This is a genomic window from Aquimarina sp. MMG016 (genome assembly GCF_018100805.1).
GTDB lineage: Bacteria > Bacteroidota > Bacteroidia > Flavobacteriales > Flavobacteriaceae > Aquimarina.
The window spans coordinates 223,092-249,392 of record NZ_JAGJEA010000004.1; the positions used below are offsets into that span (position 1 = coordinate 223,092).

The window sequence follows — 26,301 nt, forward strand, 5'->3', positions numbered from 1 at the left end:
TCCCACTATTTTCTAATTTAATCAAAGACCCGAATCATATGATGAATTAATTTTAAGATCTATTTAACACAAATCTTAAACTTAATTCCAATGAAAAACTCAAATTTTAGAAAAGTATTTGCTTTTCTCATACTTCTATTTATTATGGCAACGGGTAATTCTCAGAGTTATAATTATGGAGAAGTATTGCAAAAATCGCTCTTCTTTTATGAAGCTCAACAGTCTGGTAAATTACCCGATTGGAATCGTGTATCATGGCGTGGAGACGCAAACGTAAATGACGGTAAAGCCGAAGGAATAGATTTATCTGGAGGTTGGCATGACGCAGGTGATCATATTAAATTTGGTCTTCCTATGGCATTTTCGGTAACAGCTCTTAATTGGGGATATCTAGAATATGAGCAAGCCTACACGCAAACTAATCAAGACGAAATATTTAAAAATAACATTCGTTGGGTTGCTGATTATTTAATGAAATGCCATACTGGCCCCACAGAATTTGTGGCTCAGGTATCCGATAAATCCTCAGATCATTCGGTATGGGCAGCAGCTGAGTTAACCGAACTCTTTACCAACAGGAAAGCTTATAAAGTAACAGCTGCACAACCAGGTACAGATGTTGTTTGTGAGACTGCAGCAGCTCTAGCCTCTACTAGTATACTTTTTAAAGACAGTGACCCTGCTTATAGTGCAAAGTTAATTGAACACGCCAAATCACTTTATGATTTTGGAGATCAATACCGTGGGTTCTATACGGATGCTATCCCGGCAGGTTGTTGTTATCCTTCGGGAAACTACTATGATGAATTAGTATGGGGAGCTTTATGGTTATATAAGGCTACAGGAGATATTACTTATTTACAAAAAGCAGAGACTGAATATGATAATATGATCAATAACCCACAAGGCAGACCGGTTGACTTTCTTTGGAGTTTGGTCTGGGAAGACAAGTCATATGGAAGCTTTGTCATTTTATCCATGCTTACTGACAAGGAAAAATACAAAACAGATGCAGAACGTCATTTAGATTATTGGACAGATCAAATTTCTTACTCTCCTGGAGGACAGGCTTGGTTATTTCAATGGGGATCTCTTAGGCATTCAGCTAATGCTGCCTTGACTGCATTTATCTATGCTGATAATGTTGCTACTCCTAATAAAAGTAAATATCTCAATTTCGCTGAGCGTCAAATTAATTATGCGCTTGGTGATAATCCAGATAATCGAAGTTACGTAATTGGTTTTGGAAACAACCCTCCAAAAAACCCACATCATAGAACTACACATGGATCCTGGGAAGGTACAGATCGTGGTAATCCTGTACCCGCAACTCATACGTTATATGGAGCTTTGGTCGGAGGACCGGGAGCGGCAGATGATCAACATACTGATGTGACTTCTGATTTTCAGGAAAATGAAGTTGCTGTAGATTACAACGCTTGTTTTCAGGGAGCTATTGCAAGAATGCAACAGGTATATGGAGGAAATCCATTACCTAATTTCCCTGTAGATGAAGTCCCTAATCGTGAAGAAATATTTGCCAATTCCAAGATCAACAGCCAAAATGCTACAAGTGCAACCATCTCAATGGATGTGAGTAATTATTCCGCATGGCCGGCAAAACCCTTAACCGGGGCTTCAGTACGTTATTATATGAATATTTCTGAATCCGTAGCAGCAGGATATTCTATTAATGATTATAACATTTCTCTTTCTTTTGGAGAGGGAGGTGCCAGTTTCTCTGGTCCTACAGTCTTTGATGATTCTGCAAACATCTATTATGTAGAAATTACATGGGCTAATGATGTATTAATAGCTCCTGCTGGTTATAGCCATAATGCCAAAGAAGCACAAATACAGATAAGAGTTAATAATGGTGTACCGTTTGACTTGAGTAATGATTGGTCAGGTTCAGAGCTAACGTCAAGTACAAAACCAATATCTAATATCCCCATTTATGATGATGGTGTACTGGTTGGAGGTAATGAACCTGGATCAACCGTTCCCAGTTATACTATTGTGGCTTCCGCACAATCAGGAGGAAATATTTCTCCTGCAGGCACTATTTCTGTAACTCAAGGAAGTAATCGTACTTTTACAATTACACCTAATAATGGATTCGAAATAGAGGATGTAGTCGTTAACGGAAACTCTGTTGGTGTCCTTACGGAATATACTTTCACAAATATACAATCTAATGCTACTATAACAGCAAGTTTTAAAGAAACCATCGACGGCAATCAGGTACCGATTGCTAATGCTTCTGCTAATCCAACTTCCGGAACAATTCCTTTAACCGTAGTTTTTGATGCTAGTGGGTCGTCTGATCCTGATGGAGATAACCTAACATATAGCTGGGATTTTGGAGATGGCAGTGTCGGCGGTGGTATCTCCCCATCACATACATATACAACATCGGGCAGCTATGCTGCAACGCTAACTGTAACTGATAGTAATAATGCAGAAAATTCTTATGTTGTTACGATTACAGCTACTAATAGTGATGGTGGTGGTTCATGCGATGGCACATATCTAAGCGCATCTGGAAATAAATTATATGATGAACAAGGTAATGTAGTTAGACTGACGGGTATTAACTGGTTTGGTTTTGAAACTTCTAATAAAGCGCCTCACGGATTATGGAGTCGTGATTGTAAGAGTATGTTGATACAAATTAAAGATTTAGGATTCAATTCCGTAAGGATTCCTTGGTCGAATGCTATCCTGGAGCCAGGAGCTACAATGAGTGGTATTAGTACTGCCCCAGTACCTGATCCTTATACTGGTCGTATGCTAAATGAAGTTGAAGGAACATTGACCAATCCATTAGATCTATTAGACCTGATCGTTGATTATTGTCAGGAATTGAATTTGAAGATTATATTAGATAATCATTCCAGGCAGCCGGATGGGTATATCTCCGAAGAACTTTGGTATACGAACCAAACCCCACATGAAAAGTGGATATCCGACTGGGTTTTCCTTGCTGACAGATATAAAAACAAAGATGCTGTTGTAGCAATGGATCTTAATAATGAACCACATGGTAAATTCGGTAATGGATCTCAATGGGGAACAGGCACAATTGTAAATGACTGGAGACTTGCAGCCGAAGAATGTGGGAATGCAGTATTGGCAGCTAATCCGAATGTCTTGATTATGGTAGAAGGTGTAGAAGAATTTGAAGGTGAGACTTATTGGTGGGGTGGAAACCTAAAAGGAGCTGCCCAATATCCTGTGAGGATTTCTGACCCTTCAAAGTTAGTATATTCACCTCATGAATATGGACCAACGGTATTTCCTCAAACCTGGTTCAATGATCCTTCTTTCCCCAGTAATATGCCTGCAATTTGGGAGGCTAATTTCAATTATTTGCATACTCAAAATGTTTCACCAATGTTTGCCGGAGAATTCGGAATTAAAACTCAAGGTGGAGTAGATGAAGTTTGGTTTGACACTTATCTAGCTTTTATGGGTGAAAAAGGGTATTCCTGGAGCTTTTGGTGCTGGAACCCAAATTCTGGTGATACCGGAGGAATCTTAGCTGATGACTGGAGCAGTATTAACCAGTGGAAGATGGATAAACTGATACCTCATCTAGCTCCTGAGATTCGTAACACATCAGGATCAGGTGCAGATTGTGGTACTACATATACTATTTCTTCATCTGCAGAAAATGGAGGAAGCATTTCTCCTAATGGTAATATTGAGGTACCTGAAAATAGTGATCGTACTTTTACCATTACTGCCGATACAGGATACTCTATCAAAGATGTACTTGTAGATGGTTCTTCTGTTGGAGCTGTTGAAACTTATACATTCTCAAATGTGACTAGTGACCACAATATTGAAGCAAGCTTTGAAATGAATAGTGTGGAAAATGTAACAATTACAGCCACTTCAGGTAATGGAGGAAGTATTTCTCCTGCCGGACAAACAATATTAGCTAAAGGAGAAAGCCAGACTTATACTATTACACCTGATTCGGGATATTCTATTGAATCTGTAAATGTAAATGATGTTTCAGTAGGAGCTGTGAGCAGTTATACTTTTGATAATGTACTTACGGATCAGACTATTTCTGCTTCATTTAAAAATGATGGAAATACCGGTGGGTATCCTGCAGGTTCACCTGTTGCTATTAATGGTATGTTAAGCGTGTCAGGAAATCAGATGGTTAATGAATGTGGTAATGCAGTTCAACTTCGAGGAATGAGCACTCACGGACCACAATGGTTTGAAAACTGTTATAACGAAAGTTCTTTGGATGCTTTAGTGCAAGATTGGGGTATTGATATCTACAGAATAGCGATGTATGTCGAAGAAGGTGGGTATGTAAACAATCCCGATTATTGGAAAAACTGGATTGACAATATGGTTGATGAATGTGCAGAAAGAGGAATCTATTGTATGATAGATTGGCACGTACTGAACCCTGGAGATCCTAATGCAAATCTTAATGCATCCAGAGACTTTTGGTCATATATGTCTTCTAAACATAATGGTAAAAAACATGTGCTTTATGAGATAGCTAATGAGCCTAATGGTGTAAATTGGGCAACGGTAAAATCCTATGCTAATGATATCATTCCGAGAATACGGGCTAATGATCCTAATACCATCATCATTGTGGGTACTCCAACCTGGAGTCAGGATGTAGATATTGCAGCAGGTGATCCTTTAAATTTTGACAATTTGATGTATGCGTTACACTTCTATTCTGGAACTCATACAGGTTGGTTACGATCAAAAGGAGAAGTTGCTTTAAATGCAGGTTTGGCATTATTCGTAACTGAATTTGGGACTAGTCAGGCAAGTGGAGATGGAGGGCCATTTCTAGATGAAACGCAAAATTGGATCAATTGGATGCAGGATAAGAAGATCAGTTGGATTAATTGGAGTTTTGCCGATAAAGCCGAAGTGTCCGCAGCATTAAATCCAGGAGCATGTAGTTCCGGTAGTTGGAATAACACTTCCACTTCGGGGACATTCATCAAAGAAAGAATATTAAGTCCTGCAGATAACTTTATTTGTAATGATGGTGGTGGTAATCAAAATCCAATAGCCATTATTAACGCTACACCAACTAGTGGTCAAGCTCCTTTAGTAGTTAATTTTAGTGCTGAAGGTTCTTCAGACCCCGATGGTGATGCATTGACATATTCCTGGGATTTTGGTGATAACACTTCAGGCACAGGACTAACCGTAAATCACACATATACCAATGCAGGTCAATATACTGCCAGACTTACAGTATCTGATGGAAATGGGGGTTCTCAACAAAAGACTACAGTAATAACGGTAAACGGTGGAGGGTCATCGGATTGTTCGTTCGGAACTCCAATAGCTAATCCTTTATCTTCACGACAGGCTAGCTATAATAATATTTATGTATTAGGTACTAGTGGACCTGATTTATCATCAGTAACTAATTTTACTATGAATTGGGATTTAACTAATAATGGTTTATGGCAATTGTCCATGCAAACTAGTACAGGAGTGCCCAATTGGTGGAATAACCTTTTGTCATCTGCAACACATACTTTTGCCAGCGCACAACCTAGCCTTAGCCTTTCAGGAACTGGATTTACAGGTTTGGACGGTGATTACTATGTTAGTTATGTAGGCGATGATTTTGTAATGGTTTCTATGACAGGATCATTTAGTATTTATTTTTCTAATTCTGCCACTGCTCCCAATTGCTCTTCTAATCGTGCACCAATTGACAATAATGCAAATTTAGGACAAAACATCATTACGAGTAGAGTATATCCCAATCCGTTTATTGATGAAATTAGAGTCAAGTCACTAGATATTTCTAAAAGTGCTTCTACAACTCTGTTAGATTACAGAGGTAATATTATGAAAACTAATGTTACTATCGAAGGGAATATGATTATTCTGAAAACAGTTGAAAACGTGCCTAGTGGAATGTATTTTCTTAAAATAACCTCATCTAAATCTAATAAAATGATAAAGGTGATCAAAATGTAATTCCACAAAGAAAACTTAGAAAAAATAAATTGAAAAAGGGTTGTCAAAAACAACCCTTTTTTTAGTGTCCATGAAAATAGTTCATAGATAATATTAAACCGACATGATTTTCTATTATGGAACTCAAGCTAAAACACATTTCCTCTATAAAACTCTAAAACTTTAACTCTAAGCAGATATTCGTATTTGGCATTAGTAAGGTTGGTTTTGGCATTCTCCAGATTATTCTTACTGGTGATATATGCTAAGAAGTTAGATACCCCATTATTAAAACGTATCTCATTTACACGAAAAGATTCTTTAAAAGCAGCTACCTGTTCAACGAGACTTTGGTGTCTTTTGTATGCTGTTTCCATATCAAAATGTACTTGATCAATTGCATTTTTAACCTCCAGTTCTGTCTGTTCCAGTGCTATTAGAGATTCTTCTGCTCTAATCTTTTCTAGAGCTACATTATTTTTTGCTCTAAACCCATTAAACAGAGGGATATCTACCGCCACCCCTACTACAGCATTCAGGTTATTATCGAATTGATCAAGATATTCAATTTTTTCTCCACTAAACTGTGTTTCATTAGTAAGCACGGGAATTTCTTGATTATTAATATTTACAAAATCACCTGTCTCCTCAATATTTGCCCCTATCTCTGTAAAGGTTTCTGCGACACTGGAGTAGTTAGTATTTAATTGTCCAAAGAATGAAATCTCGGGAACAAATTGTGCTCTTGCGACGTGTACTCCTTTTTTGGCAGCTTTAACCCTTAATTCTCTTGCCTTAAATGTAGCTAAGTTGTTAACTGCGTCATTAAATACCTCATCTGATGAAAGCACATAACTATCAAAATCCAGTAAAACGTCTGTTGCATCAACCGAAATATTAGTATCCAGGTTTAGTAGCCTGGTGAGGCTTAGCTTTGCATTGTTTAAATCACTTTCTGCAACTAGAATGCTGGTTTGATCAATGGTCATTTGGCCTTTTATATCTGCGTAATCAGCGGGGTTGCCCACTTCCTCGTTATATAAATCTTCTTGTATTTTTAGTTGCCTATTGGTTGCCTCTAATCGTTTTTTTGCCAATGCTAATACATCCCTGCTATTAAGTACCTGAAGATAAGCCAAGGTCACATTCAGAATCAACGTCTGCCGGGCTTCCTCAATCTCCATATCTGAAGCTTGCTTATTTAATCGTTGCTGGAGTACTGTATTAATTAACCTAAATCCATTAAAAACAGTGGCATCTAGATTCAATCGCGCATTAGAAAAAGTTAATTCCTGATTAACAAAGTCATTGGTAAATGGGTTTATACTTCTTCCGTTATTAACACCTATGTTATAAAACCCATTTAAGGTTGGCAACAAATTAGCTTTGGACTGCCTATAATTTACCTTAGCTGTATTGGCACTTAAAACCGAAGATTTTAAATCCAGATTATTTTCTAAAGCAATAGTAATGCATTGGTTTAAGGTATAGGTTTTACTTGTTTCGTTTTGTGAAAACCCAATATTATGTAGGAGGATCACAAAAGTGATACTGTATATCTTTTTTAAAAACATGTTTATTAAAAATTACTCAGAGACGATACGCCCGTCTAAAAGATTAATAATTCGTGAACCATAGGCTGCATTGCTCTCAGAATGTGTAGCCTGAATAATGGTAACTCCTTCTTTATTGAGTTCTGAAAAGAGTTCCATAATTTCTTCGCCTTGTTTAGAATTGAGGTTTCCGGTAGGTTCATCTGCCAGAATTAATTTTGGTTTGCTAATTAAAGCTCTGGCTATACCAACCAATTGTTGTTGTCCACCACTTAGTTGAGCAGGAAAAAGATCTTTTTTACCTACAATATTAAAACGATCTAAAATATCAGCTACAAGAGCCTTACGTTCTGATGACTTTACACTCTTATATAATAGAGGTGTTTCTATGTTTTCATAAACTGTAAGTTCATCAATTAAATGATAGGCCTGAAACACAAACCCTATATACTCTTTATAGAGCTTAGATCGCTGCTTTTCTTTCATCGTATGCACTGATTCATCTAAAAATGTATAGCTGCCATCTGTAAAATTATCCAGCATCCCGATACAATTTAATAATGTAGACTTTCCTGAGCCTGATGGTCCCATGAGTGAGATAAACTCTCCTTCTTGGACATCTAAATTGATAGTATCAAGCAATGCTATTTTCTTACTTCCTGAGTTGATTACTCTCGAGGCATTATTTAGTTTTAAAATCATAATTGTTCGTTTTTTGATCCGCCTGAGGCAGACAGGTTGATTTTTAATTTGGTTAATCTATTTGAGAAATTTCTACATCTCCAATATTTAAACCTTTTTTGATTGTGGGGTTTCCTTTATAGCGCAGTACTGCTTCCCCAAAAGCGGTAAGTTTAATATGATCGGAAGCATTAATTTTAAATTCGGTTTCTCCAAAAGCTTTGAGTCTAGAAGTTTTATTATCTACATCCATAAGATCTATAACACCTTCGCCATATGCGGTTATTTCCTGATTGTTGATAGTTCCATCTTTAACTTTTAAAGTACTTTCGCCATACATGGAAACATCAAAATCCTGCAAAGTAACCTTATTAAAAACTACTCGGGATTCACCATAAATCTTTAGTTTGAATTTATTACCAACTATATCACTTTTACACAATGTAGATTGTTCTCCTCGTAATGAAAGATTATTTATATTTTTATATGTAACCGTGATGGTCAAAACTTTTCCTTTATAAATAGGAACTTTTCTTTTGATGCCATTTTTCACAACCGTTTTATTTTTGGTAGTTTCCTTAGCATCGTCCAGATAAACACGAAGTACATTCCCTTTTACTTCAATGTTTATTTTGTCTTCTGATACAGAGCTTTGTTCGATCGTTACCGATTCCTCATCACCTTTGACAAAAGTAGTCTCGATATGCGGACTAATAATTACTTTTTCAAAAGAGTTGACTGTTTTTTTAGTTTGAGCTGTTACTAATTGTGCAGTACCAATAAAAATGATCACTGCATAGAATTTTAAATATTTCATGATTGATGTGTTTTAATCCGCCTGAGGCGGACAGGTTTATTATTCTGTTTTTAGACTATTTACAGGGTTTGCAATTGCCGCTTTAATGGCTTGAAAACTTACGGTTACCAATGCAATAATAATGGCGACAATACCTGCAATGATAAAAACCCACCAGTTCATCTCGATTCTGTATGCAAAATCTTGTAACCAATTACTCATGGCTAACCATGCTATAGGAACTGCGACCAAAATTGATATGAATACCAGTTTTAAGAAGTCTTTGGATAATAATTTTACGATACCGGTTACACTTGCTCCCAATACTTTTCTTACACCGATTTCTTTACTACGTTGTTCTGCTGTATACGCTGCTAAACCAAAGAGACCTAAACAAGAAATAAGTATAGCCAGCAATGCAAAGATTTGGGATAGTTCACCAACTAATTGCTCATTTTTGAACTTAGCATCAAACGCCTCGTCAATAAAAGTATATTCAAAAGGAAAACCCGGATTATGTTTTTTCATCACTGTTTCAACTCCAGCTACAGCTTGATTTACAGGAACTCCCGCCTTAGTTTTTACATACATATATCGTGCATAATATGGATTATTAATAAATAATACCGGGTCGCTAGTGTCATACATATCCCCATAAAGATAATCCTTCACTACTCCTATGATTTCATAAGAATCTTCATCACGACTAATAGTATTACCTATAACGCTTTCAGTATCCATTAGCTTTGCCAATGATTGAGAAATCATAACATGGGTACTATCTGCATCCACATTCTTACTGAAACCTCTTCCTTCTATAATCTCCATCCCGGCTGTATCAAAAAAGCTTTCGGTTATATGTCTAAATGAAAGCAATACATCTTCTGTATCTGTACCTCCTTTCCAGATAAACCCGGAACCATTATTACCACCTGACAAAATTTGTGAATTACACAAAGCTGCATTATGTACAAAACCAGTTTTAATCAAATCTTGTTGGATTACTGAAAACTTGTCAATCATTTCCTTATTAATACGCATAGAAATCAACTGATCTTTATCATAACCAAGCTCTCTGTTTTTAGCATATTGAATCTGTTGATATACCAATATGGTGCTAATGATAAATACAATAGATATAGTAAATTGCCCAACCACTAATCCTTTGCGAATAAATGATGCTGAACCACTAGTAACTTTTATCCCTTTTAACACTTCTACTGGTCTAAAAGATGATAAATAGAATGCAGGATACAAACCTGCAAATACACCACAAATTACTGTAATACCTAATAATACGGTGATATGAAGAGGGTTTGCCAAACCTAAAACCAAATCTTTTTCAATTAATAGATTGAATTGTGGTAATAACAAAAACAATAGTAAAATACTCACTACTGAAGCAAAAAACGCCATCACTAACGCTTCGGCCACAAACTGCACCATTAATCGCGAACGACTAGACCCCATAGCTTTTCGTACGCCAACCTCATTAGCTCTTTTCTCGCTTCTGGCCGTGGAAAGGTTCATAAAATTGATACAAGCTATTAACAATATGATTATAGCTATAATTGAAAATAAACGAACATATGTTATTCTTCCGCCAACTACCTTTCCTCCTTCAAACTTAGATCTTAGATGCCAATCCTTGATGATATGTAAAAATCCATAAGTATTACTATTTGGATTCTTAATTGGCAATATCTCACGAACTTTCTTATCTACTGCTTCAAAATTAGTTTCTGGCGATAGTTCTACAAAAGTATCTGAAAAATTACTCCCATACTCTGTCATCCATTCTGCACCATCTCGATATCTTTCAAAAGGAGCAACCCAATCAAAAGGAAATGATACGTTTTTAGGAAGATTTTCAATAACACCACTAACAAGGTAATTATCTTTATTATTGACCTTTACTACTTTTCCTAATGCTTTTGTATTCTTGCCAAAAAGCTGTTCGACAACTTCTTGAGTTAGTACAATGGCTTCAGGGTTTTTAAAAGCTTCTTCAATAGTACCCTCAATAAAATTCAGACTAAAGATGTGTAGAAAATCTTCATCTGCATATCGACCTGTTCTATTTATGGAATTATCTCCAATAGAAAATGTTCGCTCTTCGCTACTAGAACGTGTTGCTCTTATAACGCCCGGGATTTCATCTTTCATCACTTGAGCTAAAGGTCCCGGAGTAGAATAAAACGTACGCCACTCTCCTTCATATTCCTGATTGGTAGGCACATAATATACTTGTTCTTGGTTCTCAAATGAGTCATTAAAACTTAACTCATCTTCTACCCAAAGAAAGATAAGACTAGCACAAGTAATACCTATCGCTAATCCAAAAATATTGAGGAAACTGTACCCTTTGTTTTTAAGTAAACTTCGGAAGGCTATTTTTATATAATTAGTGATCATTATAGTTCGTTTTTTGATTGAATTAATTAATTGTGTGAATTATATAGAGAAGATGATGCCGGATATATAAATCCCTAATAATCAATTATTTGATATTTTTATTAAAAATAAATGTGTTCGATTTTGATACACTTCTTGTTCGTAATCGAACACTTTACAATCATAATTCTTTCTTCTAAAATCAATGAATTTATTTATTCTGTTCGTAATGAGTTTACTGGATTTGAAGTAGCGGCTTTAATGGACTGAAAGCTTACTGTAGTGATTGTTATAAAAATAGCTCCCAGACCTGCGAGAATGAAAACTCCTAACGAAATATCCGTACGATATTCAAACTTATCTATCCAATCACTCATAAAATAGTATGCTAGTGGTGCTGCAATACATAGTGCAATCAGAACCAGTATAATAAAATCTTTGGATAACAGCATCCAAAGGTTGCGTACTTCGGCTCCAAGCACTTTACGAATACCTATTTCTTTTGTTCGCTGCTCTGTCATAAAAGATGTTAGACCGAATAATCCCAGACAACTAATAAATATAGCGAGAATTGTAAATATGCTCGAAAGGTTCGCGATCCTTTCTTCCGCAGCAAACATCAACGCATATCTTTCATCTACAAAATTATAGCTGAAGGGAAGATTAGGAAAATTAGATTTGAAAACCTTCTTAATTACAGCGAGATTTGCACCAGTGGATTGATTAGGATTAAGGCGAACATGATAAAATCCTCCATACCCATGACCAAATTGGTACATCTGTGGTGATACAGGCTTATAAGCAGATTCATTAATCACATCTTCAACAACCCCTATAATTTGCATTGGCCTGTCGTTAGGGCCTGGCTCAAGATACCGTATGTATTTCCCGATAGGATTTTTTAGCCCCATATATGCTACTGCAGTTTCATTTAGTATTACTGCATTAGAATCCGTGGCAAATTCCCTGGAAAAAGAACGTCCTTCAGTTATTTTCATTCCCACTGCGTCAATATAATCATATGAAACGGCCATTTGTGCAAAACTTTCTTCAAACCCTAGCGGTTTACCATCCCAATCATATCCTGATGATTTATTCCAGATTTGTGTTGATGGGCTACTACCCCAAGACATATCTGCTACTGCACCTGATTTTAAAAATACATTACGCATTAATTCATACTTATCTAAAAAATCTTGGCTAGAAGTAGGAATTTGAATCAATTGAGATTTATCAATACCTACTGGTCTATCTTTACTAAAATCAATTTGTTTTTTCACGATTAATGTTCCAATAACCAGCGCTATAGAAACTGTAAATTGAGTAACGACAAGTACCTTGCGTGGAAGCACTGCTGCCTTACCTATATTAAAAGCACCCTTAAGTACTTTTATAGGTTTAAAAGAAGATAGATAGAGCGCTGGATAACTTCCAGAAAGTAAAGCAGTACATATAACAAAAACTATCGACACTCCCCAAAAAATCAGATTTGACCATGGAAAGACTACCTCTTTATCAGCCAATTCATTAAAAGCATCAAGGGATAGTAAAACAATACAAATTGCAATTCCAAAAGCGAACAATACAACTAAAAATGATTCTGCTAAAAATTGATTTATAAGTTGTTTTTGTGTTGAGCCAACAGATTTTCTTATACCCACCTCAAGTGCTCGCTTTTGTGATCGAGCAGTACTTAAATTCATAAAATTTATACAGGCCAGAATTAGTACAAATAAGCCTATAATTCCAAATAACCAAACATTATTAATACGCCCACCTACTTGTACACCATTTTCAAAAGTAGAATGCAGATACCAATCAGTCATAGGGAAAACGAACAATCTAGGATTAAATTTATCCCCTCTTGGATCATTATCCCTTTTTACATTTTCAATACGAGTATTAATTGCCTTTAAATCAGTATTTTTAGATAGCTCTACAAATACATCAAAAGAATTGTAGTCCCAATTAGTCTCTGGATTTTCTAACCAATCCCATCGAGTAGATATCCAATGCTTAAAAGGCATAATAAAATGCATTCCACTAAAGCTGTTATTATTAGGAATATCTTTGTAAACTCCACGTACTACCATTGTGTATTCATTATTTGACACAATAAACTTCCCTAAAGGACTTTCTTTTCCAAATAGCTTTTTAGAAGTGGTTTCTGATATGAGAATTGTATTCTTGTCTTTTAAGCCATCTTTTGTTCCTTCTATCATTTGTAGATTTAATAGCGTAGGAGCATCTGCCTGCATAAATCTACCTCTACTAGAGATAACCTTTTCCTCTAAGCTCAGGTAACGACCATTGTTTCGTGATGACATTACTATATATTTAAAAACATCACCAAAATTCTCTCGCAATTGAAATTCTAAAGCTAGGGGAACGGTTTCATTAGAATGAATTGTGCCGTTCACTGTCTGATGTTGCATCACTCGAGCAATGCGCTCTTTATTTTTAAAATGATTATCATAATCAAACTCGTCGGCAATCCAAAGCCCTATAACCATAGTTACAGCAAGACCAAGTGCTAATCCAAAAATGTTGATAAATGAATACACCTTGTTCTTGGTTAGGTTTCTCCACGCTATTTTAATATAATACCTGATCATAATACTTTATTTTTTTGATCCGCCTAAGACAGACAAATTCATTTGATTGATTTATTCTGTTCGTAATGAGTTTACTGGATTCGCAATTGCAGCTTTAATCGCCTGAAAACTTAAAGTTACCAAGGCTATTATCAAAGCTAAAACCCCAGTTAGCCCAAAAGTCCACCAATTAAGATCAATTCTAAACGCAAAATCCTGAAGCCATTTATTCATAAACCACCAGGCAATAGGTGTTGCAATTATAAAAGCAAGTAAGACCAATTTCACAAAATCTGTTGATAGCATCTTTACAATATTGCTTACGGAAGCACCTAATACTTTTCGCACCCCAATTTCTTTAGTACGTTGCTCCGCAATGTATGTTGCTAAACCAAATAACCCTAAGCAGGCAATTACAATAGCAAGTAATGCAAAAATTAGTGCAACAGTACCTACACGTCTTTCTTGCCGGTACATACTATCAAAAGATTCATCTAAGAAGTTGTATTTAAATGGCATTCCTGAAGCAGCTGCTTTATATTTTTCTTGAATGACATCAACCAGGCCACTCACTTCAGTAGCGTTAAACCTAAAAGCTGTGACCCAGCTATTATTGCCCAGCTTAAAACTTAAAGCTCCTACGTTTTGCCTAAGGGATTCAAAATTGAAATTCTTAACCACACCAATAATGGTATGTGTTATCTGATTATTATTCTGATCAATTGTATATACTTTCTTACCTATAGGATTCTTAAAACCAGCTAATTTAACGGCTGTTTCATTTAATATGATAGCCGTTGAATCAGCACCAAAGGTGCGCGAAAAATTTCGCCCTTCTATTATTTCCATCCCCATAGTTTTAACATATTCATAATCAACATCCCAATACTGCATATTAAATCCATTAGATTCCGTCATTACAGTTTCTGTAGAAAAGGTATTATCCGAACGTGAAGACCCAGAAACAGGTAAATATCCAGCAAATGAAGCTGATTTCACTTCGGTTAATTGTTCTATTTCAGTTTTAAGATATTGCCTTGTTTCCCTAGGTAATCCTGAATTTTCAACAATCAGGACCTGGTCTTTGTCAAATCCTAAATTCGCTGTCTGGATATGGTCCAATTGTTTATAGATGACAATGGTGCCTACTATTAATATAATTGAAGTGGCAAATTGAAAAACTACCAAAAAATTTCTTAAGACATTTTTTTTATGACCAGATGCTACCTTTCCTTTCAGCACTGTAATCGGTCGAAATGAAGAGAGAAAAAATGCAGGATATATGCCCGCTAACACTCCTACAAAAAGAGGTAATGCAATAATGAAAATTAAAAACCGTGGACTAAACAACGAATTAATTAACAATTCTTTTCCTGAAATCTCATTAAACCAGCCTAGTGATAACCATACAAATACTAAAGCTATACCAAGTGCTAAAACTGAAATCAAGGTAGATTCAGTTAAGAATTGCCAAATAAGTGATTTCTTTTCTGTGCCCAATACTTTACGAATACCTACTTCTTTAGCTCTACCAGAAGATCGGGCAGTTGTAAGATTCATAAAATTAATACAAGCTATTAGCAATATGAATATCGCAGTAGCAGAAAAAATATAAACATATTGTATATTACCATTTGCACCTAATTCTACCCGTCTTGAAGAATGTAAATGAATATCTGTGAGAGGCATTAAAGCATACTCTAATTTATTACCACTTGCTTCAAACTGTTCCCAATTATCAACTTGAATAAATTGAGATGCTTGTGGAAGTACATATTTATTAATAACCTCCTTAAAATTAGTATTGAATGCTTTATAATCTGTTTCTTCTTTTAATACTATATATGTATGAAAATTATGACTTAAATAATTTCCGAAATCATAGTTGACGTTATCCATAGAAAAGAAGAAATCAAAATTGAAATGAGAATTCTTGGGCACATCCTCAATAACAGCTGTTACTTTATACAGGGTTCGATCGTTATCATCCGTTTCTAACATTTGACCCAGAGCCTTATCAACTCCTCCGAAATAACGTATGGCAGCAGTTGCTGTAATAACAACAGTATTAGGTTCATTAAGTGCTGTTTTGGTATCACCAGCTAATGCTGGTAATGTAAAAACATTAAACAATGTAGAATCTGCGTGAGTTACAGCTACCTCGTTTATAAATTCACTTCCTTTTTTTATTAACTTTGATCCTTGAGAAGCATATAATCTTACATATTCTTCTACTTCCGGATAATCATTTTTTAAAACCTCACCCATAGGATCTGAAGTTATAGCCATGCTCATTTCGGTACCGCCAAAAATGATATCAGAATTAATTCTATAAATACGATCTGCTTTTTCATTGTATCGATCATAACTTAATTCATCCATCACAAACATGGTGATCATAATAAAGCAACCAATGCCCAATGACAATCCAGTAATATTAATAATAGTAAACCCCTTATTCTTTAATAAATTCCTCCACGCTATTTTAAAATAATTCCTGATCATAATGCTCTATTTAAAATTATTCGTTTTTTGATCCGTCTAATGCGGACAAGTTGATTTGATTGATTTATTCTGTTCTTAATGAATCCACAGGATTTGCTGTTACTGATTTGATAGCTTGTATACTAATCGTAATAACAGTTATAATTAATGCACCTAAACCTGCTATTAGAAAGATGTTCCAGGAGATATCAGTTCGATAAGAGAATTTTTGTAACCATTGACTCATCATATAATACGCAATGGGACCTGCTATAAAGAGTGCAATAACAACTAGTTTGATAAAATCTTTAGAAAGTAACATCCACAAGTTACTAAGTGAAGCACCAAGAATTTTACGTACACCTATTTCTTTGGTACGTTGTTCTGCCACAAAAGAAGCAAGTCCGAATAAACCTAAAAGACTTATAAATATGGCTAATCCGGTAAATACTTTTGCTAAACTAGCAATACGTTCCTCTGCTTTAAACTTTTTAGCATATTCCTGATCAACAAACTGATAATCAAATGGAACATTAGGGAAGTTTGTTTTAAATACCCCTTCAATAATTTCTAAGTTTTTACTAATACTCTTTTCCGGGTTTAACCTAACGTTATAAAAAGAAATATTACCATATCTATCAAACACATACATTGATTGTTTTACAGGGCTATATGGTGATTGCATAATAATATCATCTATAACCCCGATGATTTTAAGAGGAGGCATCGGATCAGGATCATCTATATCCGAGTCCCTTATCAATTTACCTATTGGATTTTTGATCCCCATATACTCTACAGCTGTTTTATTAAGAATAACACCTAGAGAATCTGTTGGAAAATCTCGAGAAAAACCTCTTCCTGCAATTATTTTTGCACCCAATGTTTCCACAAATTCATAGGATACATCTGTATATGCCAAATCTTCTTGAAAACCAACAGGTTTCCCCTCCCAAGTGTAGCCCGATCGATTAGACCATACATCAGTAGTAGGACTGCTGGTCGTGGCCATTTCTATAGCTCCACCAGAAGCGATAAATTGATTTCGAATCATATCCGCCTTACCTGAAAATTCGCTACTCATTACAGGTATTTGAATCAAGCCTTCTTTATTGTAACCTGTTGGTCTGTCTTTACTATACTGGATTTGATTCATCACGACAAGTGTTCCTATGATGAGCGCAATAGACACCGTAAACTGTGTAACAACCAATATTTTCCTGGGAAGTGCTGCAAAACGACCAACTCTAAAAGTACCTTTTAAGACTGTAACCGGATTGAAAGATGATAAATATAACGCTGGATAACTGCCCGATAAAAATGCAGTGACAAAAATAAATACTAACGATATTAGCCAAAACAAAGGATTTACCCACGGAAAAACAATGGCTTTACTAGCTAGATTGTTAAATCCATTTAGGCTTAACATAACAATCACAATAGCCAGGAAAAAGGATAAAAATACAATTAGGAAAGATTCACTTAAAAACTGAAATATTAACTGCCCTCTTTGGGAACCTATTGATTTTCTTATACCAACTTCTGTAGCACGTTTTTCTGAACGTGCTGTACTTAAATTAACAAAGTTGATACAAGCAAGTAACAAAATGAATATCCCAATAATCCCAAACAACCAAACATTTTCTATACGTCCTCCAGTTTGAACACCATTTTCAAAATTATTTCTCAGGTGCCAATCTTTCATCGGAAATAAGAATATTTGTGGATTAAATTCTGCTTCTCCAGGGGAAGCATTTTTCTTAACATCAATGATTTTGGCGGTAACAGCTTCCATCGTGGTATTATCGTTAATCTGCACAAACATCTGAAATGAATTATTTCCCCAAGCAGTTTTTGCTCTCTCTAACCAGGCCTGTGTAGTGATGTAGTATTTCCAAGGTATTAAGTAATCCATTTCATTAAATGAATTATTATCCGGGATATCTTCATAAACTGCAGTAATAACTAAGTCGTCCTGATTATTGACTTTTACAATTTTACCAACAGCTGCATCAGTCCCAAACAATGTTTTTGCTGATGATGCTGATAACATAATTGAATTCTTCTCTTTTAAACCATCTCTTACACCTTCAGTAATCTTTAAGTTCAGCATCTCCGGAGCACCTTCCTGCATAGCATTACCACGTCTATAAATATTAGTTTCTCCAAAACGAATATACCTGGGTTGTTCCCAAGAGGACATGATAATGTGTTTAAAATTATCATTATAGCCTTCTCGTAATGCAAATTCCAAAGGTCTGGGTATCGCAGGACCTGTATCAACAATATCGTTAGCAGACTCATGCTGAAATACCTGAGCTACAGTTACTTTATTTTCAAAATAGCTATTATGACTAAGCTCATCAAATATCCATAATCCAATTAGCATAGTTGCGGCCATACCAATAGCCAATCCGGATATATTGATAAAGGAATAAATCTTATTTTTTGACAGATTTCTTAGCGCTATTTTAAAATAATTCCTGATCATGACTGTTCATTTTTTGATTGATGTTGATTTATTCTGTTCGTAATGAATCTACGGGGTTTGCTGTTACTGATTTGATAGCTTGTATACTAATCGTAATAACAGTTATAATTAATGCACCTAAACCTGCTATTAGAAAGATGTTCCAGGAGATATCAGTTCGATAAGAGAATTTTTGTAACCATTGACTCATCATATAATACGCAATGGGGCCTGCTATAAAGAGTGCAATAACAACTAGTTTGATAAAATCTTTAGAAAGTAACATCCACAAGTTACTAAGTGAAGCACCAAGAATTTTACGGACACCTATTTCTTTGGTACGTTGTTCTGCCACAAAAGAAGCAAGTCCGAATAAACCTAAAAGACTTATAAATATGGCTAATCCGGTAAATACTTTTGCTAAACTAGCAATACGTTCCTCTGCTTTAAACTTTTTAGCATATTCCTGATCAACAAACTGATAATCAAATGGAAGGTTTGGAAAATTCTTTTTAAAAGTATCTTCTACTAACTCCAAACTACTGCTTACACTTTTATCAGGATTGAGACGTAGATTATAAAAACTGGCATTCTCGTCATTATCAAAAACATACATAGCTTGTTTTACTGGGCTATATGGAGATTGAACAATCATATCCTTAATCACTCCAATAATTTTAAGTGGTGGATCCGGATTTTCAGTATCAGTATCTCTAATATATTTACCAACGGGATCCTTCAATCCCATATATTTTATGGCAGTTTCATTAAGAATTACGGCATTAGAATCACTTGCAAACTCTCTTGAAAAACCTCTACCAGCTATTAATTCTACATCTAGTGCTTTATTAAATTCATATGATACCGAAGTATAGGCGAAATCTTCTTGAAAATCTTCTGGTTTCCCTTCCCAAGTATACCCACTTCTATTAGACCAAACATTGGTGGTAGGACTGCTAGTTGTTGCCATTTCTATTGCCGCACCAGAAGCTATGAACTGATTTCTCATAAGATCAGCCTTACCAAGGAATTCATCACTCATTACCGGAACTTGTATCAATCCTTCTTTATTATAACCGATGGGTCTATCTTTACTATGTTGTATTTGATTCATTACAACCAAAGTTCCAATAATGAGAGCTATAGAGACAGTGAATTGCGTAACTACCAATATTTTTCTGGGAAGTGCTGCAAAACGACCTGCTTTGAATGTTCCTTTTAATACAGAGACAGGATTGAATGAAGATAAATATAATGCAGGGTAGCTACCTGACAGAAATGCGGTTAGCAAAATAAACACGAAAGAAACACCCCAGAATTGAAGACTAAGCCACGGAAAAACAATTTCTTTACTTGCTAAATTATTAAAACCATTTAAAAACAGTAAAACAATGGCAATAGCTAAAACAAAAGAGAAGACAACAACTAAAAAAGATTCACTTAAAAACTGAAAAATAAGTTGACCTCTTTTAGAACCTATTGATTTTCTTATTCCTACTTCTGTTGCACGTTTCTCTGACCGTGCAGTACTTAAATTCACAAAGTTTATACACGCAAGTAATAATACAAACAAACCTATAACACCAAATAGCCAAACATTTTCGATACGTCCGCCTGTTTGAACACCGTTTTCAAAATTAGAACGTAAATGCCAATCTTTCATAGGTAATAAAAACAGCTGAGGATTGAACTCTGCTGTTTCTTCATTAGCATTTTTCTTTGCATCCTTTATTTTAGATGTAACAATATCCATGGTAGTATTGTCATTGATTTGTACAAAAAGTTGAAAAGAATTGTTCCCCCAAGAATCTGCCGCTCTTGTTAACCACTCTTGCGTGGTAATATAATGCTTCCAAGGAATTATATAATCAGTGTCATTAAAAGCATTGTTAACCGGTATATCCTCATATACAGCAGTAACCAACAAATCATCTGTATTATTTACTTTTATAATCTTACCTAATGGGTTTTCAGTGCCGAATAATGTTTCTGAAGTGGACTTAGAAAGCATTATTGAATTCTTTTCTTTCAATCCATATTTTTCACCTTTAAGAATTTTGAGATTTAATACATCAGAAGCAGGTTCTTGCATAAAATTACCCTCTCTATAAATACTTTTTTCACCATATCTTAAATACCTAGGTTGTGTCCAGGATGACATTATGATATGCTTAAAATTATCATTATAGTTTTCACGCAGTTCAAACTCCAAAGGTCTTGGTATTGCAGGTCCTGTTCCAACATTACCATTGAATGTCTGACTTTGAAAAACCTGAGCAATCTTTGCTTTGTTTTCAAAATAATTATTGTAACTCAATTCATCTGCAATCCACAATCCTATCATTATGGTCACCGCCATGCCTATTGCAAGACCAGAAATGTTAATAATAGAATATATCTTGTTTTTAAGAAGATTTCTAAACGCTATTTTGATGTAATTCCTAAACATAATTGATTGATTTATTGATTTGATTTTGATTGATAAATGCCCTCTCTCGATTACATCAATATATTTTCTGTCACTTTTTGTCCGTCTAACATTCTTATAATACGATGGCTATACTTAGCATCATGTTCACTATGTGTTACCATAATAATTGTAGTACCTGCCTCATTTAGTTCAATTAGTAAATCCATCACTTCATTACCATTAGTACTGTCCAGGTTTCCTGTTGGTTCATCTGCCAGAATTAACTTTGGATTATTAACCACCGCTCTTGCCACAGCTACACGTTGTTGCTGTCCACCTGACAATTGCTGTGGAAAGTGGTTACGTCTGTGCATAATTTGCATTTTTTCTAACACCTCTTCAACTCTTTTTTTGCGTTCAGCTGGCTTTACCCCGGTATAAATCAATGGCAATTCTACGTTTTCAAAAACAGTAAGCTCATCAATTAGGTTAAAACTCTGAAAAACAAATCCTACATTATGTTTTCGTAAATCTGACCGCTTACGCTCATTATAACCAGCAACTTCTTGACCATTAAACTTGAAACTTCCTCCATCCGGATCATCTAATAGGCCTAAGATGTTCAATAAGGTTGATTTTCCACAACCTGATGGCCCCATTATTGCAACAAACTCTCCTTCTTTAACATTAAAAGACAACTTGTTTAATGCAATGGTTTGTACTTCTTCAGTTCTGTAAAATTTCTCTAAGTCAGTAATCTGTATCATTATATTCAGTTTTTTAATTGATTCTTATTTTAATATTAATTCTTCTACGTCTCCAAAACTATCATAGCTAGATGTGACTACTCTATCACCTGGATTCAATCCTTCAACTACTTCATAATATTCTGTGTTTTGACTTCCTAATCGAATGTTTACTTTGTAAGCTATATCTCCGCCTTCACTCACTTTAAAAATCCAATTACCTCCTGTTTTCTGGAAAAACCCGCCCTTATCTACTAATAATGCCTGTTTTTCTGCACTTAATGCCACTCGGATTTGTAGGTTCTGACCACGACGGATACCTTCAGGTACATCGCCTTCAAAATGCATATCTACCTGAAAACGCCCGTTATTAACCTGTGTAAATACTTTTTTAATAACCAGGATATAAGGTTTATTATTTAAGATAACAGTTCCTTTTTGACCATTATAGATTCTGGAAATATAGTGTTCATCGATATCAACACGCACTTTAAATCCGCTTAATACATCTACCTGTCCTAAACGTTCACCTTTAGTTTTAGATTGACCTATTTCTGCGTCCAAAGAAGTTAATTGACCATCAATGGGAGCCCTAACTACTAAATCTCCAACTTTTTTACGCATTAACTCTAAAGCATTTTGCGTTCTTGTATACGAACTTCTAGCTTGGTTTAATTCTTGTTTTGTTGAGATAGAATCCTGACTAAGTACTTGTTTTGCCAATTGCATACGCTGCTTTTGGTAGTTATAGTCGTTTTCTGATGACTCATAATCCTGACGACCAATTGCTCCTTTTTTATACAGTTTCTGGTTCAGCTCATATACACGCTTAGCTTCAATTAAACTATTCTCAACATCTGTAAATTGATTACGTCTGTTGATTGTATTTTGACGTGCAGCATTTTGAGAAATCTGCATCTGGGTTAATAGATTATATACTGATGTTTCCTGATTGATAAGACTCAGTTCCAAATCTGTGTTCGATAATCTCAAGATTGGTTCTCCTTTTTTCATAATAGCCCCATCTTCTACAAATTTTTCTTCTACTCGGCCTCCTTCTAAAGCATCCAGATAAATAGTTGTAATTGGCAAAACAATTCCGTTTACTGGAATATTTTCCTGAAAGACATCATTTCTAACGGTGTTAATGGCTATACGTTCTTTTTCTACATTTAATTTAGAACCTCCTGATGATTTTACTACTACAAAAATGATAAGTGCTAGGATTAATAAACCGCCAATTAACATTGCTATGCGTGATTTTGAAAATTGTTTCTTTTGAATTGGAACGTCCATATCTGGTTTTTTGGTTACATCAATTATATAGTGAAGATGATGCCAAAAACATAACACACTCATTATCAATAAACAGAAAGATTTAAGAGAAATAAAAGTGTTCGGTTTTGATACACTTTCTGTTCGAAAACAATACACTTAACATCTAGATATTTTCTTTTTTCTAATTTTTATTAGCTGAATATAATATTGTAATATTGTATTAATGGTATTAAAAGAAGCTACAATTTTAGTTATAGATGACGATCTAGACATTCTGACCGCATTACGTCTTTTACTAAAACCTTTGGTAAAAGAAGTAGTCATCGAAAAAAATCCAAGTAATATAGGTGCGCAAATAGAGGGTAAAAAATTTGATATCATCATTCTTGATATGAATTTTAATGGTTTAGTAAATACTGGTAATGAAGGTATTTTTTGGCTTAATAAAATCAAAAAGCAAAAACCTGATCCCGAAGTTGTTTTAATTACTGCATATGCGGACATTGATTTAGCAATTCGTGCGCTAAAAGAAGGTGCCTCAGACTTTTTGGTAAAACCCTGGAAGAATGAAAAAATTATTAACACCATAGCCTCATTGCTAGGAAAAAGAAAGTCTAAAACTAACACTCAAACGGTAATACATTCTAATAATAATCAAATTCTTGGGGAAAGTGATGCAATAAAAGATGTTTTTGTAAAGCTTAAAAAAGTAGCGCCAACAGATGCTAATGTGTTGATTCTTGGAGAAAATGGCACAGGTAAAGATCTAATAGCAAAGGCCATACACGATAATTCTAATAGAAGAGATCAACCTTTTGTAAAAGTTGATGTAGGCGCATTGACATCTACATTATTCGAAAGTGAATTATTTGGTTATAAAAAAGGGGCTTTTACAGATGCCAAAGAAGACAGAATTGGACGTTTTGAAGCCGCTAATGGTGGTACTTTATTCCTAGATGAAATTGGTAATATCGGTTTAGGACAACAAGTACGATTATTAACCGTATTGCAAAACAGGCAAGTTACCCCTCTAGGTTCTAATCAATCTATTTCTATCGATATCAGATTAATCTGTGCAACTAATATAGATCCAAAAATACTTGCAGATGAGAAAAAATTCAGAAAGGATTTAATTTATCGAATAAATACAGTTGATATTATTATGCCTCCGCTGCGTGATCGCGGAACAGATATCACCTTGCTGGCAAAACATTTTATTTCAATCTATGCGGATAAGTATAATAAAAGTCCTTTTTCTTTAGATTCAGGGTTTATTTCAAAACTTAAGAAACATGATTTCCCTGGCAATGTTAGAGAGCTTCAATATGTTCTGGAACGTGCGGTTATCATGACTGACGGAAATGTATTAAAAGCAGAAGATTTGGTATTTTCTTCGATAGAGAGACAAACTAATACAACTTCAGTAACTACAACAATGAATTTAGACAGTATTGAAAAAAATGCAATTCTCACTGTATTAGAAAAAAACAAAGGAAATGTCTCTAAATCTGCTAAAGAATTAGGAATCACCAGAGCAGCTTTATATAGAAGATTGGACAAACATGAACTATAAAGGCTACATTTTCAGACTCTTTTTAAGGATTCTTTTTTTAGTATTCCTTATTTTAACCCTACTCTATACTATAGATAAAGAACATGCAGCAGGAATAGCTGTAGCTAGTTGTGTTATTTTATATTTTGGATATACCACTTACGTATTTATCAAACGTAGATTTGTGGTCATGGATGATTTTTTTGAAGCGGTTAAGTATCGTGATTTCTCCAGATGGTTTCCAGAAGATAGAGGACCAAAAGATATAAGACAGCTCTACAAAGGGTTTAATGAGGTAAACCGTACGATTAAAGAGATTAATACTAAGAACGAAGCACAATATGTCTATCTTCAGAAAATTCTGGAAATGGTTGATATTGGTATTATAGCTTATAATCTAGAAACCGGAGATGTATTATGGTCTAATGATTCATTTAGAGAAACTTTAGATTTTCCATCGTTTAAAAACATTCGTTTTGTAGAAAAAAGAAAACCTGATTTATATGATGCGGTTTTTGAAACTTATCACAAAGAACCTAATTCTATTACTATTGCGGTTCAAAATGAAAAATTAAAAGTTCTAATTTCTGATACCGTTTTTCAAGTTGAAGATGACCCTTTTAAATTAATTGTTCTTCAGAACATTGATGATACTCTAAATAAAAATGAATCCGAGGCCTGGAAGAAATTACTAAGTGTAATGACTCATGAAATTATGAATTCTATTGCTCCTATTTCATCTTTGGCAGATACACTTCAGACTCATTTACAACTTGCTCTTGATGAACCTGAATTAAATCAAATAGAGCTGGAAGACGTAAATGCAGGTATAAAAACTATTAAAAATCGGAGTGAAGGTTTACTGAAATTTGCCAAAACTTATCGTAGCCTTAGTAAAGTAACACATCTTAATCTGGAGAAAAAGAAAGTTTCTGAGCTATTTGATACTGTAAAGCTTTTAATGCAACCATCCTTGGATGTAAAAAATATCGCTATAGATTTTAGTATCAAAACTCCTAAATTAATATTAGATATAGATAGCCATCTTATTGAGCAAGTGCTTATCAATCTTATCCTAAACGCTGTAGATGCTTGTAAAAATAAACCAAAACCTCATATAAAAGTTATTGCAGAGCAAACTCCAAACAAAAACATTGTAATTAAGGTGTATGATAATGGCTCTGGTATTCCTCCTGAGATTATGGAGAATATTTTTATTCCGTTTTTTACTAGTAAAGCTACAGGAAGTGGTATTGGGCTAAGTCTAAGTAAACAAATTATGTTACTTCACAAAGGTAAAATACTTGTGAATAGCGCAGAGGACGAAGGAACCGTAATTAGTTTGGTATTTTAAAAGCTCAATGAACTCC

Annotated in this window: 13 protein-coding genes; 3 read left to right on the forward strand and 10 right to left on the reverse strand. The window is 34.8% G+C overall.

Annotated features, from left to right (window positions below):
* The first annotated feature begins 90 nt into the window (after positions 1-90).
* On the forward strand, positions 91-5,994 hold the full coding sequence (locus J8M14_RS10085; RefSeq protein ID WP_211074487.1) for a glycoside hydrolase family 9 protein: 5,904 nt from the start codon (positions 91-93) through the stop codon (positions 5,992-5,994).
* A 128-nt stretch (positions 5,995-6,122) separates the two neighbouring features.
* Here the strand turns inward: J8M14_RS10085 and J8M14_RS10090 are convergent, their stop codons facing one another.
* The 10 genes from J8M14_RS10090 to J8M14_RS10135 form a co-directional block, all read right to left on the reverse strand.
* Positions 6,123-7,547, reverse strand: coding sequence for a TolC family protein (locus tag J8M14_RS10090; RefSeq protein ID WP_211074488.1), 1,425 nt, complete (start codon positions 7,545-7,547; stop codon positions 6,123-6,125).
* Between the two features lie 12 nt (positions 7,548-7,559).
* Positions 7,560-8,228 (reverse strand): ABC transporter ATP-binding protein, encoded by a 669-nt coding sequence (locus tag J8M14_RS10095; protein ID WP_211074489.1) that lies wholly within the window; start codon positions 8,226-8,228, stop codon positions 7,560-7,562.
* Positions 8,229-8,280: 52 nt separating this feature from the next.
* On the reverse strand, positions 8,281-9,024 hold the full coding sequence (locus J8M14_RS10100) for a head GIN domain-containing protein (protein ID WP_211074490.1): 744 nt from the start codon (positions 9,022-9,024) through the stop codon (positions 8,281-8,283).
* Positions 9,025-9,063: 39 nt separating this feature from the next.
* Entirely contained in the window at positions 9,064-11,418 is a 2,355-nt protein-coding gene (locus J8M14_RS10105; protein ID WP_211074491.1) for an ABC transporter permease, read from the reverse strand.
* Between the two features lie 194 nt (positions 11,419-11,612).
* Positions 11,613-14,012, reverse strand: a complete 2,400-nt coding sequence (locus J8M14_RS10110; protein ID WP_211074492.1) for an ABC transporter permease — start codon at positions 14,010-14,012, stop codon at positions 11,613-11,615.
* Between the two features lie 51 nt (positions 14,013-14,063).
* On the reverse strand, positions 14,064-16,496 hold the full coding sequence (locus tag J8M14_RS10115) for an ABC transporter permease (protein ID WP_211074493.1): 2,433 nt from the start codon (positions 16,494-16,496) through the stop codon (positions 14,064-14,066).
* A 64-nt stretch (positions 16,497-16,560) separates the two neighbouring features.
* Positions 16,561-18,966 carry an ABC transporter permease gene (locus tag J8M14_RS10120; protein WP_211074494.1) on the reverse strand — a complete coding sequence of 802 codons (2,406 nt, stop codon included), beginning with the start codon at positions 18,964-18,966 and terminating at the stop codon, positions 16,561-16,563.
* Positions 18,967-18,994: 28 nt separating this feature from the next.
* Positions 18,995-21,394, reverse strand: a complete 2,400-nt coding sequence (locus J8M14_RS10125) for an ABC transporter permease (RefSeq protein WP_211074495.1) — start codon at positions 21,392-21,394, stop codon at positions 18,995-18,997.
* Between the two features lie 50 nt (positions 21,395-21,444).
* On the reverse strand, positions 21,445-22,122 hold the full coding sequence (locus tag J8M14_RS10130) for an ABC transporter ATP-binding protein (RefSeq protein ID WP_211074496.1): 678 nt from the start codon (positions 22,120-22,122) through the stop codon (positions 21,445-21,447).
* A 24-nt stretch (positions 22,123-22,146) separates the two neighbouring features.
* Complete coding sequence (locus J8M14_RS10135) at positions 22,147-23,397, reverse strand: HlyD family efflux transporter periplasmic adaptor subunit (RefSeq protein ID WP_211074497.1); 1,251 nt, start codon at positions 23,395-23,397, stop codon at positions 22,147-22,149.
* 205 nt (positions 23,398-23,602) lie between these two features.
* On the opposite strand from J8M14_RS10135, the gene J8M14_RS10140 reads away from it, so the two are divergent.
* Positions 23,603-24,952, forward strand: coding sequence for a sigma-54 dependent transcriptional regulator (locus J8M14_RS10140; protein ID WP_211074498.1), 1,350 nt, complete (start codon positions 23,603-23,605; stop codon positions 24,950-24,952).
* Positions 24,942-26,285 (forward strand): HAMP domain-containing sensor histidine kinase, encoded by a 1,344-nt coding sequence (locus tag J8M14_RS10145; RefSeq protein ID WP_211074499.1) that lies wholly within the window; start codon positions 24,942-24,944, stop codon positions 26,283-26,285. The genes J8M14_RS10140 and J8M14_RS10145 overlap by 11 nt, the downstream gene beginning before the upstream one ends.
* Positions 26,286-26,301: the final 16 nt, after the last annotated feature.

Coding starts and splice junctions, on each gene's coding strand:
- J8M14_RS10085 (WP_211074487.1), top strand. CDS start 91: ATGAAAAACTCAAATTTTAGAAAAGTATTTGCTTTTCTCATACTTCTA.
- J8M14_RS10090 (WP_211074488.1), bottom strand. CDS start 7,547: ATGTTTTTAAAAAAGATATACAGTATCACTTTTGTGATCCTCCTACAT.
- J8M14_RS10095 (WP_211074489.1), bottom strand. CDS start 8,228: ATGATTTTAAAACTAAATAATGCCTCGAGAGTAATCAACTCAGGAAGT.
- J8M14_RS10100 (WP_211074490.1), bottom strand. CDS start 9,024: ATGAAATATTTAAAATTCTATGCAGTGATCATTTTTATTGGTACTGCA.
- J8M14_RS10105 (WP_211074491.1), bottom strand. CDS start 11,418: ATGATCACTAATTATATAAAAATAGCCTTCCGAAGTTTACTTAAAAAC.
- J8M14_RS10110 (WP_211074492.1), bottom strand. CDS start 14,012: ATGATCAGGTATTATATTAAAATAGCGTGGAGAAACCTAACCAAGAAC.
- J8M14_RS10115 (WP_211074493.1), bottom strand. CDS start 16,496: ATGATCAGGAATTATTTTAAAATAGCGTGGAGGAATTTATTAAAGAAT.
- J8M14_RS10120 (WP_211074494.1), bottom strand. CDS start 18,966: ATGATCAGGAATTATTTTAAAATAGCGCTAAGAAATCTGTCAAAAAAT.
- J8M14_RS10125 (WP_211074495.1), bottom strand. CDS start 21,394: ATGTTTAGGAATTACATCAAAATAGCGTTTAGAAATCTTCTTAAAAAC.
- J8M14_RS10130 (WP_211074496.1), bottom strand. CDS start 22,122: ATGATACAGATTACTGACTTAGAGAAATTTTACAGAACTGAAGAAGTA.
- J8M14_RS10135 (WP_211074497.1), bottom strand. CDS start 23,397: ATGGACGTTCCAATTCAAAAGAAACAATTTTCAAAATCACGCATAGCA.
- J8M14_RS10140 (WP_211074498.1), top strand. CDS start 23,603: ATGGTATTAAAAGAAGCTACAATTTTAGTTATAGATGACGATCTAGAC.
- J8M14_RS10145 (WP_211074499.1), top strand. CDS start 24,942: ATGAACTATAAAGGCTACATTTTCAGACTCTTTTTAAGGATTCTTTTT.